The 13409-nt window shown below is 73.6% G+C and carries 11 protein-coding genes; 4 read left to right on the forward strand and 7 right to left on the reverse strand.

Translation table 11 applies throughout. From position 1 onward, the window contains the following. Positions 1-82 precede the first annotated feature (82 nt). Genes meaB through ACFCXS_RS27345 form a run of 3 tightly spaced genes read right to left on the reverse strand, consistent with a single transcriptional unit; the run spans position 83 to position 5063 of the window. On the reverse strand, positions 83-1081 hold the full coding sequence (meaB, locus tag ACFCXS_RS27335; RefSeq protein WP_376645981.1) for a methylmalonyl Co-A mutase-associated GTPase MeaB: 999 nt from the start codon (positions 1079-1081) through the stop codon (positions 83-85). Next, a complete protein-coding gene (scpA, locus tag ACFCXS_RS27340) occupies positions 1078-3252 on the reverse strand; it encodes a methylmalonyl-CoA mutase (protein ID WP_376645982.1) in 2175 nt (724 codons plus the stop codon). The genes meaB and scpA overlap by 4 nt, the downstream gene beginning before the upstream one ends. After that, positions 3252-5063 (reverse strand): methylmalonyl-CoA mutase family protein, encoded by a 1812-nt coding sequence (locus ACFCXS_RS27345; protein WP_376645983.1) that lies wholly within the window; start codon positions 5061-5063, stop codon positions 3252-3254. The genes scpA and ACFCXS_RS27345 overlap by 1 nt, the downstream gene beginning before the upstream one ends. A gap of 360 nt (positions 5064-5423) precedes the next feature. On the opposite strand from ACFCXS_RS27345, the gene ACFCXS_RS27350 reads away from it, so the two are divergent. After that, positions 5424-5918 carry an ATP-binding protein gene (locus ACFCXS_RS27350; RefSeq protein WP_376645984.1) on the forward strand — a complete coding sequence of 165 codons (495 nt, stop codon included), beginning with the start codon at positions 5424-5426 and terminating at the stop codon, positions 5916-5918. 31 nt (positions 5919-5949) lie between these two features. Here ACFCXS_RS27350 and ACFCXS_RS27355 read toward each other — a convergent pair whose 3' ends face one another. After that, positions 5950-7305, reverse strand: coding sequence for a hypothetical protein (locus tag ACFCXS_RS27355; RefSeq protein WP_376645985.1), 1356 nt, complete (start codon positions 7303-7305; stop codon positions 5950-5952). 113 nt (positions 7306-7418) lie between these two features. Here ACFCXS_RS27355 and ACFCXS_RS27360 point away from each other — a divergent pair, with 113 nt between their 5' ends. Further along, on the forward strand, positions 7419-8660 hold the full coding sequence (locus ACFCXS_RS27360; protein WP_376645986.1) for a molybdopterin-dependent oxidoreductase: 1242 nt from the start codon (positions 7419-7421) through the stop codon (positions 8658-8660). Positions 8661-8988: 328 nt separating this feature from the next. Here the strand turns inward: ACFCXS_RS27360 and ACFCXS_RS27365 are convergent, their stop codons facing one another. From ACFCXS_RS27365 to ACFCXS_RS27375, 3 genes are read right to left on the reverse strand one after another with little or no spacing between them, the layout of a single operon-like run. Beyond that, entirely contained in the window at positions 8989-9747 is a 759-nt protein-coding gene (locus ACFCXS_RS27365; protein ID WP_376645987.1) for a class I SAM-dependent methyltransferase, read from the reverse strand. Next, positions 9744-10466, reverse strand: a complete 723-nt coding sequence (locus ACFCXS_RS27370) for a DUF2064 domain-containing protein (protein WP_376645988.1) — start codon at positions 10464-10466, stop codon at positions 9744-9746. The genes ACFCXS_RS27365 and ACFCXS_RS27370 overlap by 4 nt, the downstream gene beginning before the upstream one ends. Beyond that, complete coding sequence (locus tag ACFCXS_RS27375; protein ID WP_376645989.1) at positions 10463-11248, reverse strand: glycosyltransferase family 2 protein; 786 nt, start codon at positions 11246-11248, stop codon at positions 10463-10465. Before ACFCXS_RS27375 ends, ACFCXS_RS27370 begins: the two co-directional genes overlap by 4 nt. Positions 11249-11370: 122 nt before the next feature. Here ACFCXS_RS27375 and ACFCXS_RS27380 point away from each other — a divergent pair, with 122 nt between their 5' ends. Then, on the forward strand, positions 11371-12177 hold the full coding sequence (locus tag ACFCXS_RS27380) for a response regulator transcription factor (protein ID WP_376645990.1): 807 nt from the start codon (positions 11371-11373) through the stop codon (positions 12175-12177). Then, a complete protein-coding gene (locus ACFCXS_RS27385) occupies positions 12174-13286 on the forward strand; it encodes a sensor histidine kinase (protein WP_376645991.1) in 1113 nt (370 codons plus the stop codon). The genes ACFCXS_RS27380 and ACFCXS_RS27385 overlap by 4 nt, the downstream gene beginning before the upstream one ends. Positions 13287-13409: the final 123 nt, after the last annotated feature.

The raw sequence follows: 13409 nt of genomic DNA on the forward strand, positions 1-13409 counted from the left end.
TGCAAGCCGGGTATGCGAATTCCCGGTTCCGGTTGCCTTCGGTGGCTCCGGTCGCCTCCGGTGACGCCGGCGCGTCCCGGCTTCAGGAACCCGCTGTCCCGGGGCCGTCGCCGCCCAGCGCGCCGAGGATCCGCTCGGCGGCCAGCGTCGGGGTGAGCTCGCCCTCGCGTACCCGCTGCTCCAGCTCCGGTGCCAGCGCCCGTACCGCGGGGTCGGCCCGGAGGCGGCCGAGGAGCTCGTCGCGGACCATGGTCCAGGTCCAGTCGACCTGCTGGTCGCGGCGCTTGGCGGTGAGGCGGCCGGTGGAGTCCAGCAGGGTGCGGTGCTGCTCCAGGCGCTCCCACAGCGTGTCCAGGCCGGTCGACTCGCGGGCGCTGCAGTGCAGCACCGGCGGGGTCCAGAACGCGTCCTTGCCGTGCATCAGGCGCAGCGCGCCCGCCAGTTCCCGCGCGGCGGCACGGGCGTCGCGCTCGTGCGGCCCGTCCGCCTTGTTGACGGCGATCACGTCCGCCAGCTCCAGCACGCCCTTCTTGATGCCCTGGAGCTGGTCGCCCGTGCGGGCGAGGGTGAGCAGCAGGAACGTGTCGACCATGTTCGCCACGGCCGTCTCGGACTGGCCGACGCCGACCGTCTCCACCAGGATCACGTCGTAGCCGGCCGCCTCCATCACCACGATCGACTCGCGGGTGGCCTTGGCGACCCCGCCCAGCGTGCCGGCCGTGGGGGAGGGGCGCACGAACGCCGCCGGGTCCACGGCCAGGCGCTCCATCCGGGTCTTGTCGCCCAGGATGGAGCCGCCCGTACGGCTGGACGACGGGTCGACGGCCAGCACCGCCACCCGGTGCCCGAGCGAGGTCAGCAGCGTGCCGAAGGCGTCGATGAACGTCGACTTGCCCACGCCCGGCACCCCGCTGACGCCGATCCGCCGGGCCCGGCCGCTGTGCGGCAGCAGCGCGGTCAGCAGCTCCTGGGCCAGCGCCCGGTGCTGCGGCCGGGTCGACTCGACGAGGGTGATCGCGCGGGCGACGATCGCCCGCTTTCCGTCGAGCACGCCCTTCACGTACGCGTCGACATCGATCACAGCTCGTGCCCGAGGCCGTCCGACAGCCGCCGCACCAGGTCGTACGCCGCGTCCGGGATCACCGTCCCGGGCGGGAAGACGGCCGCCGCGCCCATCTCCAGCAGCGTCGGCACGTCCTGCGGCGGGATCACCCCGCCGACCACGACCATGATGTCCTCGCGGCCCTCCTCGGCCAGCGCCTCGCGCAGCGCCGGGACGAGGGTGAGGTGACCGGCCGCCAGCGAGGAGACGCCGACGATGTGCACGTCCGCCTCGACGGCCTGCCGGGCCACCTCGGCGGGCGTCTGGAACAGCGGGCCGACGTCCACGTCGAAACCGAGGTCGGCGAAGGCGGTGGCGATCACCTTCTGGCCGCGGTCGTGACCGTCCTGGCCCATCTTCGCGACCAGGATGCGCGGGCGGCGGCCCTCGGCCTCCTCGAAGGCGGACACCAGGGTGCGGGTGCGGTCCACGCTCGGGGACTCTCCGGTTTCGTTGCGGTACACGCCGGAGATCGTACGGATCTGCCCGGCGTGCCGGCCGTACACCTTCTCCAGGGCGTCGGAGATCTCCCCGACGGTCGCCTTCGCGCGGGCCGCGTGCACGGCCAGCTCCAGCAGGTTGCCCTCGCCGCCGGCGGCCCGGGTCAGCGCCTCCAGCGCGTCCTGGCAGGCCCGCTCGTCCCGCTCCGCGCGCAGCCGCCGCAGCTTCTCGATCTGCTGCGCCCGCACCGAGGAGTTGTCGACCTTCAGGACGTCGATCTGCTCGTCGGACTCCACCCGGTACTTGTTGACGCCGACGACCGGCTGGCGGCCCGAGTCGATCCGGGCCTGGGTGCGGGCCGCGGCCTCCTCGATGCGCAGCTTCGGGATGCCCGCGTCGATGGCCTTGGCCATACCGCCCGCGGCCTCGACCTCCTCGATGTGCTGCCAGGCCCGCCGGGCCAGGTCGTACGTCAGCTTCTCCACGTACGCGCTGCCGCCCCACGGGTCGATCACGCGCGTGGTGCCGGACTCCTGCTGGAGCAGCAGCTGCGTGTTGCGGGCGATGCGCGCCGAGAAGTCGGTCGGCAGCGCGAGCGCCTCGTCGAGGGCGTTGGTGTGCAGCGACTGCGTGTGCCCCTGCGTCGCCGCCATGGCCTCGACGCAGGTGCGCGTCACGTTGTTGAACACGTCCTGCGCGGTCAGCGACCAGCCCGAGGTCTGCGAATGGGTGCGCAGCGACAGCGACTTGGCGTTCTGCGGGTCGAACTGCTTCACCAGCTTCGCCCACAGCAGCCGCGCCGCCCGCAGCTTGGCGACCTCCATGAAGAAGTTCATGCCGATCGCCCAGAAGAACGACAGCCGCGGCGCGAACGCGTCCACGTCCAGGCCCGCTTCACGCCCCGCGCGGATGTACTCCACGCCGTCCGCGAGGGTGTACGCCAGCTCCAGATCGGCCGTCGCACCGGCCTCCTGGATGTGGTAGCCGGAGATGGAGATGGAGTTGTAGCGCGGCATCCGCTGCGAGGTGTAGGCGAAGATGTCGGAGATGATCCGCATCGACGGGCTGGGCGGATAGATGTAGGTGTTGCGGACCATGAACTCCTTCAGAATGTCGTTCTGAATGGTTCCGGCCAGCTTCTCGGGCGGTACGCCCTGCTCCTCCGCCGCCACGATGTACAGCGCCAGCACCGGCAGCACGGCACCGTTCATCGTCATCGACACGGTCATCCTGTCCAGCGGGATCCCGTCGAACAGCTGCCGCATGTCGTAGATCGAGTCGATGGCCACGCCCGCCATGCCGACGTCGCCGGTGACGCGCGGGTGGTCGCTGTCGTAGCCCCGGTGCGTGGGCAGGTCGAAGGCGATCGACAGGCCCTTCTGGCCGGCCGCGAGGTTGCGCCGGTAGAAGGCGTTGGACTCCTCCGCCGTCGAGAAACCGGCGTACTGGCGGATCGTCCAGGGCTGGTTGACGTACATCGTCGGGTACGGGCCGCGCAGATACGGCGCCGCTCCCGGCCGCGTGTCGAGGAAGTCCAGGCCCTCCAGGTCACGGCCGGTGTACAGCGGCTTGACGGCGATGCCCTCCGGGGTCTCCCAGAGCAGGTCGTCCCCGCCGGAGGCGTTCTTGACCGCCGTGCGCCACTCGTCGGCGCCGCCGTCGGGGGCCGGGGTGCCCAGCTCGATCCCGGAGAAGTCGGGGATGGTCATCAGGACACAACTCCCATGCGGTCGAGGGTGGCGGACAGCACGGCGACGGCGTCACAGCCCGCGAACACGTACGCGTCGACCCCGGGATAATCCCCGGGACGGCCCGCGAGGAACACATGCCGGGCACCGGCGGCCTTCAGGTCCTGGACGGCGGACTCGGCCTGCTCCGCGTACAGCGCGTCGCTGGAGCACAGCACGGCCTCCGTCGCGCCGCTCTCCTCGAAGGTGCCCTCCGTGACCGGCTCGATGCCGCCGGCCTGGAAGAGGTTCGAGGCGAACGTGAGGCGCGCGGTGTGGGCGGCGGCCGGGCCCAGCGCGGCGAGGAAGATCCGCGGCCGGGACCCGGTCGCGGCGAGGTGGGCGTCGGAGCGGGCGCGCAGCGCCTCGTACGCCTCGTCACGGCGCACGCGCGGCAGCCCGCCGGAGCGCGGCTCGGGAGCGTCCGCGCGGACGACCGGCTTCTCGGCGAGGAACGGGAACTCGCTGACGCCGGTGATGGGTTCGCGCCGCTTGGCCAGCAGGCCCGCGCGCGCCTGCCAGGTCTCGGCGAGATCCCGCTCCAGGTCGCCCGAGCGCAGGGCGGCCGGCATGCCGCCGAGGCGCTCGATCCGCTGGAAGACCTCCCAGCCCGCGTGGGCGAGTTCGTCGGTGAGCCGCTCCACGTACCAGGAGCCGCCCGCCGGGTCGATCACCCGGGCCAGGTGCGACTCCTCGATGAGGATCGTGGAGGTGTTGCGGGCGATGCGGCGCGCGAACGCGTCCGGCAGGCCGAGGGCGTGGTCGAAGGGCAGCACGGTGACCGCGTCGGCCCCGCCCGCCCCGGCGGCCAGCGTGGCGATCGTGGCGCGCAGCATGTTCACCCACGGGTCACGGCGCGTCATCATCACCGGCGAGGTGACCACGTGCTGGAGCTGCGCCCCCGCGCGCGGCGCCCCGCAGGCCTCGGCCACCCGGGCCCACAGCCGGCGCGCGGCGCGCAGCTTGGCGATCGTCAGGAACTGGTCCGCGGTCGCCGCGTACCGGAACTCCAGTTGCGCACAGGCCTGTTCGACGTCCAGCCCGGCCGCGGTCAGCTCCCGCAGGTACGCCACTCCGGTGGCCAGTGAGCAGCCCAGCTCCTGGGCGGCCGAGCCGCCGGCCTCGTGGTACGGCAGTGCGTCCACGGTCAGGGCCCGCAGCCCCGGGTACTCCCCGGCGCACAGCCGCGCGAGCTCCGCCACCGGCGCGCTGTCGCACCGCTGCCCGGTACGGGCCTCGTGCCCGAGCGGATCCGCACCCAGGTTGCCGCGCGCGGCGTCCCGGGCGACCCCCCGCTCCTCGTACACCCGCAGCAACTCCCGCGCGGCGGACTCGGTGTCACGCCCCGCGTCCAGGACGACGGGCGCCAGATCGAGATAGACGCCGTCGAGGACCCGGCCGAGGTCGGGCACCGCGATGCCGCCTTCTGCGACCGTCAGCCACAGGGACGTGACGCCGTTCTCCAGGTCCCCGAGCACCGCGTCACGGTCTGCCGTGGAGTGCCGTTGCCGTACGCCCCAGCCGCCGACCGTGTTCCCCTCGGCGCGGCCGCCGCGCACAAAGGGGGCGAAACCGGGAAAGCCCGGCTCGGGCGCGGAGTCGTGGGCGGTGTAGAGGGGGCGGGTGCGCAACCCGTCCTCCAACGCGGTGGACAGGGCGTGCTCGGCCTCGGCCCCCTCGACGTCCTTGCCCGATTTGCGCAGTACACCCGCCACAAGGCGCTGCCACTGCTCATGGGGCACGTCAGGAAACTCGCCGGCCAGCTCAAGCCCGTCGTCAGGCAGGACCGTCATGCTCGGATGTTAGGCCACGTTAACGAACGAGCAGCAGAGGGAACGGCTGTGACCTTGCCCTCGCCCGGCCTGTGACCTCGCTCTCCCCACCCGCACGACGCGCCCGCGGCAGCGGAACCACCCTGCTCGCGCCACGGGGAACCGCCGTCCATGCTAGCGAGCGAGGAAGCCGGCATCGCCCTCGACGAGCTCGTGGCGAAGAGACGACGGCCGTCGTGTTCCGGCCGCACGACCCGGCCGGGCCGTGCGTCGCAGAGCACACGCGACGGTGGGCCGTCGGCAGTGTGTGCGCTGAGCTCCGGGGTAGATGAACGACCGAAAGGTCACTTGGCAACACGAACAACAACGAAAGAGCCCCGTATGGTCATCCCGCTTATGAAGCAGGCGGAAGATGAGCCGGGCGCGGACGAGCAGACCACCCTGCGCTACGGCGTGGTCTGGGCCGAAGGCGCAGCGTGTGCCGTCGAGGCACGCCGGGCGCTGCATGCGTTCCTGTCGCACGTTCCGTGTACCGGCCGCACACCCGTGCCGGCCCCCCTTGCGATCGACGCAGAACTGGTCGTCAGTGAACTGGTCACCAATGCGATCCGGCACGCGCCAGGCCCGTGCGGGATGACGCTCAGGCTGTCCGGCGACGGACTGGCCATCACCGTGTGGGACACCTCCGTCGAGCAGCCGGTGGTCATGAGGCGCGACGGGCAGCGCTTCGGCGGCCACGGGATGCACGTGGTGCACACGGTCAGCAGTGAGGTGTCCGTCGTCTTCCTGGGTGACGGCAAGGAGATCACCGCCTGCCTGCGCCCCGTGCCGGACGACGGCACCGGCGAGATCCTCGAAGCGGGCCCTGCCGCTTGACGCCGCCGACGCGTCCTCTCCCCGCAGGCGGTCACCAACCGGTGAACAGCAGATGGTTCAGGAGCAGCGCGAGCAGGGCCTGGGCGGCGAGCCAGAGGCGCGGGCTGGTGAGGAACGCGCAGGCCGGGAGCAGCCACAAGGCGAAGGGAAGCCAGATGCGTTCCGTCTCCGCCTTGCTCATGCCGGACAGGTCGGCGACCAGGAGCGCGGCCAGCGCCGCGCACACGACGAACGCGAGGCGGAGGTCGGCCCGGGGCCCGGTGCGATGCCGGACCGGTACGGCCGCCGTCCGCCGCAGCCCCGCCACCGTCGCCAGGCCCGTGACCAGCACCGCGCAGGCCAGATCGGCCCACACCCAGTAGCCGTAGGGACGGATGCCGCCCGCCCCCTGGCCGTAGCGCGTGACCAGCAGACGGTAGGCCTCCCACCAGTCGAAACCCGCGAGTGTGAACACCGTGGGAACCACGGCGAGCCCGGCGAGCAGCGCCGCCGGCAGCACGGGGCGTTCCCGTACCCCGCGGCGGCCGAGCACCAGGACCGCCGCCACGATCAGCGCGAAGAGGGTCAGGCCGTACGACAGGTAGCAGGTCAGGCCGAGCAGCAGCCCGGACGCGGCCGCCCACCCCGGGGATCTCCGGGTGACCGCCAGCGCCGCGAACGCCACGGCCCACGCCGCCACCGCCGCGAAGTACGCGTCGGCCGAGGTGCCCATCCACACGGCCGCCGGGGCCAGGACCAGGAAGGGGGCAGCGCGGCGGGCGAGTGCCTCGGCGGCCAGGGCGCGGATCGCGACCAGCACGGCCACGCAGGCGGTCGCCCCGACGACGATGCACCACATCCCGGCCCAGCCCCCGCCCCGCAGTCCGATCCGGTCGAGCAGCACGAAGGTGAGGGTGGCGGCGGGCGGGTGCCCGGCGACGTGGGCGGGCCAGTTGTCGGGTGAGTCGAGCAGGATGTGCCCGGTGAAACCCCGCAACGCTGCCGGGATGTCGTCGAACCGGTCGATGACCCGCAGGTATTCGTGGCGGGTGGTGAGCCGGCCGGCGATACCCCGGTGCCATCCGTCGACCAGGGCGAGGGAGAGGATCCACACCGTGGCCGTGCCCCAGACGGCCGGGAGCAGGGCGCGCCAGGGGAGACGGGCCGCCAGGGCGGGCCCGTACGCCACGGTCGCGACCGCCACCAGGACGGCGGCCGGGGTGCCGGGGCCCAGATGCGGTTCCCAGGACGCCAGCAGCGGGGGCCAGTCGACGAACAGCGTCCGGCTGGTGTCCTCGATGCGGCGGCCGGCCAGGGCGGACGCCACCACGAGCAGCGCGGCGGCCCCGGCGGCGCGGACATCGCGGCGCAGGCCTCGGGACGGCAAGGTGGGAGGGGTGGGGATCACACCGGCACGCTAGGCCGCGCGGCCGGTCGCGGACCGCCGACCGGGCCAGACGTCAGCGTTTCGTCATGGGTCGCGCACCCTTTCGCGGGGTGTGCGCGGCCTACCGTCGGCTCATGCGAGACGATCCACGCGATCCGCGGCTCCCCACGTCCCCCGGCTTCTGGCGCAGCCCCCTGCGAGGCCCCTGGTTCACCTCGGTGCTGGGCCTGGTCCTCCTGGCCGGCATCACGGTGCTGTTCGTGACGGGACTCCTCTCCTACGCCGCCTACAACCCGGACCTGTCGCCGGTCAACGACAAGACCCCGGACAAGGGGATCCTCGGCTTGTACCTGTTCGCCTGGCCGACGGACCCGCACTGGCTGTACCGGCTCAACCAGGGCGTCCACGTCACCCTCGGCATCACCCTGATCCCCGTCCTGCTCGCCAAGCTGTGGTCCGTCGTGCCGAGGCTGTTCGCCCTGCCGCCGGCCCGCTCGCTCGCGCACGCCCTGGAGCGGATCTCGCTGCTGCTGCTGGTCGGCGGCGGGCTCTTCGAGTTCGTGACCGGCGTCCTCAACGTCCAGCTCGACTACGTCTTCCCGGGCTCGTTCTACCCCCTGCACTTCTACGGCGCCTGGGTGTTCTTCGCCGCCTTCGTGGCCCACGCCCTGCTGAAGACGCCCACCGCGCTGCGCAGTGTGCGGCGGCTGCGGGAGGAGAGGAACGACCTGGTCTCCCCGCGCCCCGCCGAGCCGACCGTTTCCCGGCGGGGCGCCCTGTGGTTCGTCGGGGGCGGTTCGCTGCTGCTGTTCGTCACGACCGTGGGGCAGAACTTCGGCGGCCCGCTGCGGCGCACCGCCCTCCTCGCCCCGCACGGCGGTGGTGAACCAGGCACCGGCCCGAACGGCTTCCAGATCAACAAGACCGCCGCGTACGCCGGGATCGACCCGGCCGAAGCGGCCGAGGACGCCTGGCGGCTCGTCGTGACGGGACGTACCGGAACGGTCCGCCTCAGCCGGACCCAGCTCGCGGAACTCCCCTTGTACAGCTCGGCGTTGCCCATCGCCTGCGTGGAGGGCTGGTCCACGCCTGACCAGTGGTGGCGCGGGGTGCGGCTGCGTGATCTCGCGGCCCTCGTCGGATACGAGGACGATCCGCCGGACGTGTTCGTCGAGTCCCTCCAGCGGCACGGTGCCTTCCGCAGGGCCGCGCTGCGCGCCAACCAGGTGGCCGACCCGCGTTCCCTGCTCGCCCTGTACGTCAACGGTGAGGAACTGTCCCCCGACCACGGCCACCCGGCGCGGGTCATCGTGCCCGCGGCGCCCGGTGTGCTGAACACCAAGTGGGTGGCCCGGATGACGTTCGGAGCCCAGTGATGGGGAGCCTCGCGACGCGGGGGCGTCTGGTCATCGGCAGTCCCCTGCAACTCCTTCTGCTGTCCTGCTCGTTCGCTCTCGCGGCTTACGCGGGTGTGCGCCTGCTGGCCGGCGACTGGTTCGGCGTGGCCCTGTGGGTCGTGGGCGCCGCTCTGCTGCACGACCTCGTCCTGCTGCCGCTGTACGCGGCGGCGGACCGGGCGGTGGTACGAGGGCTCGAGGGGGCCCGCCGCCGGGAGTGGGCGATGTACGTACGCGTACCGGCCGCCCTCTCCGGGCTGCTGCTCCTCGTGTGGTTCCCGCTGATCAGCTCCATGGTGGAGGCGCGCTACCGGTCCGCCACCGGCCTGCCGCCGGAGGTGTTCCTCACGCGCTGGCTGCTGATCACCGCCGTCCTCTTCGGTGGCTCGGCGCTGCTGCTGGTGGTGCGGCTGCTGCGACTGCGCAGGGCGGCGAAACGCCGTCCGCCGGCTGTCCACTGACCGGCCCGCTCCCAGTCCCGCGCGTGCCGCAGCAGCGCGCGGGTGCCGAGCCGGGCCCAGGGGAACGGGGCGCCGTAGGCGGCGTGGGCATCGGTGATGTGGACGTCCAGGCGTTCGTCGACGTCCGCCGGGGCGGTCTCGACGATCAGCAGGCCGCCGGGCCGCAGGAGCTCCGCGACCCGCCGCAGCAGGGCACACGGGTCGCCGCCGATGCCGATGTTCCCGTCCATGAGCAGCACGGTGTCCCAGCGGCCCGCACCGGGCAGGGGCGCGAAGACGGAGCGCCGCAGCGCCCGGCCTCCGAGCCGGACGCTGTGCTCCACCGCGGCCCCGCTGACGTCGATCCCGAGGGCGGTCCGGCCCCGGGCGGCCAGTTCCGCCACGAGCCGTCCGGGCCCGCACCCCACGTCCAGCACGGCCCCCTCGCACCGGTCCAGCACATCCCGGTCGACCGCGTCGGCCCGGGCGCACCAGCGTTCCACGTCCAGCGGCAGCAGCCGGCCGTCCGGGCGCCGCAGGAACAGGGGGCCGCGGCCGGCCCGCAGAGCGGCGTCGTACGGACCGGCGTCGGACCAGGCGGGGGCGGTGGCGGGCGGGGCGCTCATCGAGGACCGGCCGTCGACGAGGGCGGCGCGGTGGCGCCCGGCGCGGCGGACGGCCGGGTCAGGGGCGGCGCGGTGTCGGGCGGCCCGGCCGGCGGCGCCGTGTCGGGCGGTCCGGCCGGCGTGCACCGGGCGAGCCGCGCTGCGAAGCGCCCCGTTGGGGCCAGCGCGGCCACCGCGTGGGCGTCGGGGGCGGTGTCGACATCGCGCAGGGGCGGCAGGTCGCGCACCCGCAGGCCGGCCGCGACGAGCCGTCCTCGCTGTACGGCACCCGTCACCGGTGTCGACATGGGCACGCCCCGCAGCAGAGCGGGGTCCGGACACGCCAGGCCGAGGGCCCAGAAGCCGCCGTCCTCGGCCGGGCCGAACCAGGCGTCGCAGCCGGTGAAGTCCACGGTGAGCAGTTCCGGGGTCACCTGCGGGGTGTCCATGCCGACGAGCAGGGCCGGTCCGGTGCAGCGTGCGAAGGCCTGCGCGAGCCGCTCGTCCAGACGGCCCGCACCCTGCGCCACGACGTCGAAGCCGGGCGGCAGCCAGGGGCCGGGGGCCCCGTCGAGCACGAGGACACGCCGGGTGGCGGGCGCGGCGGCCACGGCGTGCAGGGTGTCCGCGAGGGCCGCTTCGGCCAGTGCGGCCGCCTGCTGAGGTGTGAACGGTGGCGTGAGCCGGGTCTTCACCCGGCCCGGCCGCGGCTCCTTGGCGATGACGAGGAGCGTGGTCAACGGACGGTTCCCCTTTCCTGCTCGGAGGCTTCGTGGGCCGAGGTTTCGCGCGCCGGGGTGCCGTGCGACGGGGTTTCGCCGGCCGGGGTGCCGTGCCGCGGGGTGCCGTGGGCCGGGGGTTCGGCCAGCACGCGGCTCATGTCCCTCACGGCCTGCCACGTACCGCGCCACGTGCCGGTCACCTTCGAGGCGCCCGCGCGCGGCAGATACGGCACGTCGTGCTCCTCGATCCGCCATCCCGCGTCGGCCGCGCGGACCACCATCTGGAGCGGGTAGCCGCTGCGCCGGTCGGTGAGGCCGAGCGCGAGCAGCGGCTCACGGCGGGCGGCACGCAGGGGGCCGAGGTCGCGCAGGCGCAGCCCGGTGCGCCGGCGCAGCATCCGCGCCAGCGCGACATTGCCGGCCCGGGCATGAGGCGGCCACGCTCCCCGCCCCTGCGGACGCCGCCGCCCGAGTACCAGGTCGGCCCGTCCGTCGAGCACTTCGCGCACGAAGGGGACCAGGAGAGCGGGGGCGAGGGAGGCGTCGCAGTCGCAGAAGCACACCACCTCCGCGGTGGCGGCCGTCAGCCCGGCGTGGCAGGCCGCGCCGAAGCCCCGCCGGGGCTCGTGCAACACGGTCGCGCCCCCCGCTCGGGCGACCTCGGCCGAACCGTCAGTGGAACCGTTGTCGACGACGAGTGCGCGCCAGCCCGGCGGAATCCGTTCGAGCACCCAGGGAAGGGCCTCGGCCTCGTTCAGGCAGGGCAGCACCACGTCGACGTCCGAAGGTGTCGTCGTCACGGCTTCACCCTACGAACGCGAATCGGGCATACCGGACCACCTGTCCTTACGAAACGCGGACGTCGGCGGCCAGGGCGGTACCCGTACCCCCGCCGACGGCGGCGCGGTGCCAGGCTGGAGACATGCAACAGCAGCCGTACGAGCCCCTCAGGACCGAGGACGGGCCCCCCAGGATCCTGGTCGTGGACGACGATCCGACCGTCGCCGAGGTCGTGGCCGGGTACCTGGACCGCGCCGGTTACAGCGTCGACCGCGCCGACGACGGCCCGGCCGCCCTCACCCGCGCCGCGGCGCACCGCCCCGACCTGGTGGTCCTCGACCTGATGCTGCCCGGCATGGACGGTCTGGAGGTGTGCCGGCGGATCCGTGGGCAGGGGCCCGTGCCCGTCATCATGCTCACCGCCCGCGGCGACGAGGACGACCGCATCCTGGGCCTCGAGGTCGGCGCCGACGACTACGTCACCAAGCCCTTCAGTCCTCGCGAACTCGTCCTGCGCGTGGAGTCGGTGCTGCGCCGCAGCCGCCCCGCGGCCACGGGGGGCCGACTGGGAGCGGCCGGCCTGACCGTGGAGCCGGCCGCCCGCCGGGCCACCAAGAACGGCACCGAACTCGCCCTCACGCTCCGCGAGTTCGACCTGCTCTCCTTCTTCCTGCGGCACCCGGGGCGGGCGTTCGGCCGCGAGGACCTGATGCGCGAGGTCTGGGGGTGGGACTTCGGTGACCTGTCGACCGTCACGGTCCATGTCCGCCGCCTGCGCGGCAAGGTCGAGGACGATCCGGCCCGGCCCCGCCTGATCCAGACCGTCTGGGGCGTGGGCTACCGCTTCGAACCCGGTGAACCCGACGGACCCGTCGGACCCGGTGAATCCGGTGAACCCGGTGAACCCGGTGGGCCGGGTGCCCTCGGTGACAGGGGCGACCGACCGTGAACGACACCGTCCTGATCGCCCTGTACGCCTTCGCCGGTGCCGCCGCGACGGGGCTGGTGGGAGCGGGCGTGCTGCGCCTGATCCGCCGCCGTTCGCTGACCGTCTCCCTCGCCGTGGTGGCGGCGGTCGGTGTCGTCGCGATGCTCGCCGGCACGCTCGCCGTGGCCTGGGCGATGTTCCTGTCGGCGCACGATCTGACCGTCGTCACCACGGTCGTCGCCATGGCGGCCGTCGTCTCGCTGGCCACCGCCCTGCTGCTGGGCCGGTGGGTCGTCGCCCGCAGCCGTGAACTCGCCGTGGCCGCGCGTTCCTTCGGGGACGGCGGGGACTTCGCCGCACCCGACGGGCCCGCCACCGCCGAACTCGCCGCGGTGAGCCGAGAGCTCGCGGCCACCAGCGCCAGGCTGGCCGAGTCCAGGGAGCGGGAACGCGCCCTGGAGGCGTCCCGCCGTGAACTCGTCGCCTGGATCTCGCACGACCTGCGCACTCCGCTGGCCGGTCTGCGTGCCATGTCGGAGGCCCTTGAGGACGGCGTCGCCGCCGACCCCAACCGCTATCTCCGGCAGATGCGCACCGAGGTCGAACGCCTCAACGACATGGTCGGCGACCTCTTCGAGCTCTCCCGCATCCACGCCGGGGCCCTGGCGCTGACGCCCACCCGGATCTCCCTGTACGACCTCGTCGGTGACGCCCTCGCCGGCGTCGACCCCCTCGCCCGCGAGTACGGGGTGCGGCTGGTGGGCGGCCGTATCGAGCCGGTGCCGGTGGAGGTGGACGGCAAGGAGATGAGCCGGGTGCTGGGCAACCTGCTGGTCAACGCCATCCGCCGGACCCCGGCCGACGGCACGGTCGCCATCGCCGCCGAGCGTTCGCCCGAGGGCGTCGTCCTGTCCGTGACGGACGCCTGCGGCGGCATCCCCGAGGAGGACCTGCCGCGCGTCTTCGACACCGGCTGGCGCGGCACCCACGCCCGGACGCCCCCGGCGGGCGCGGGCCTGGGCCTCGCCATCGTCCGCGGCATCGTGGAGGCCCACCAGGGCCGGACCGGCGTACGCAACATCCCCGGCGGGTGCCGTTTCGAGGTGGTGCTGCCGGCCGCCGCGTCCTGAAGACGGCCGAGGTCGCCGAGGTCTGCCTCGCGCGTGCCCCTGCGGGCGAGGCAGACCTGGGGGGCGGCCGCACCCGTCGGCCCTGTCCTTCGCGCCCCCCCGGGGGAGCCGCGTGCTGAACCC

The sequence above is a fragment of the Streptomyces sp. NPDC056373 genome (assembly GCF_042262425.1).
In the GTDB taxonomy this organism is placed as follows: Bacteria; Actinomycetota; Actinomycetes; order Streptomycetales; family Streptomycetaceae; genus Streptomyces.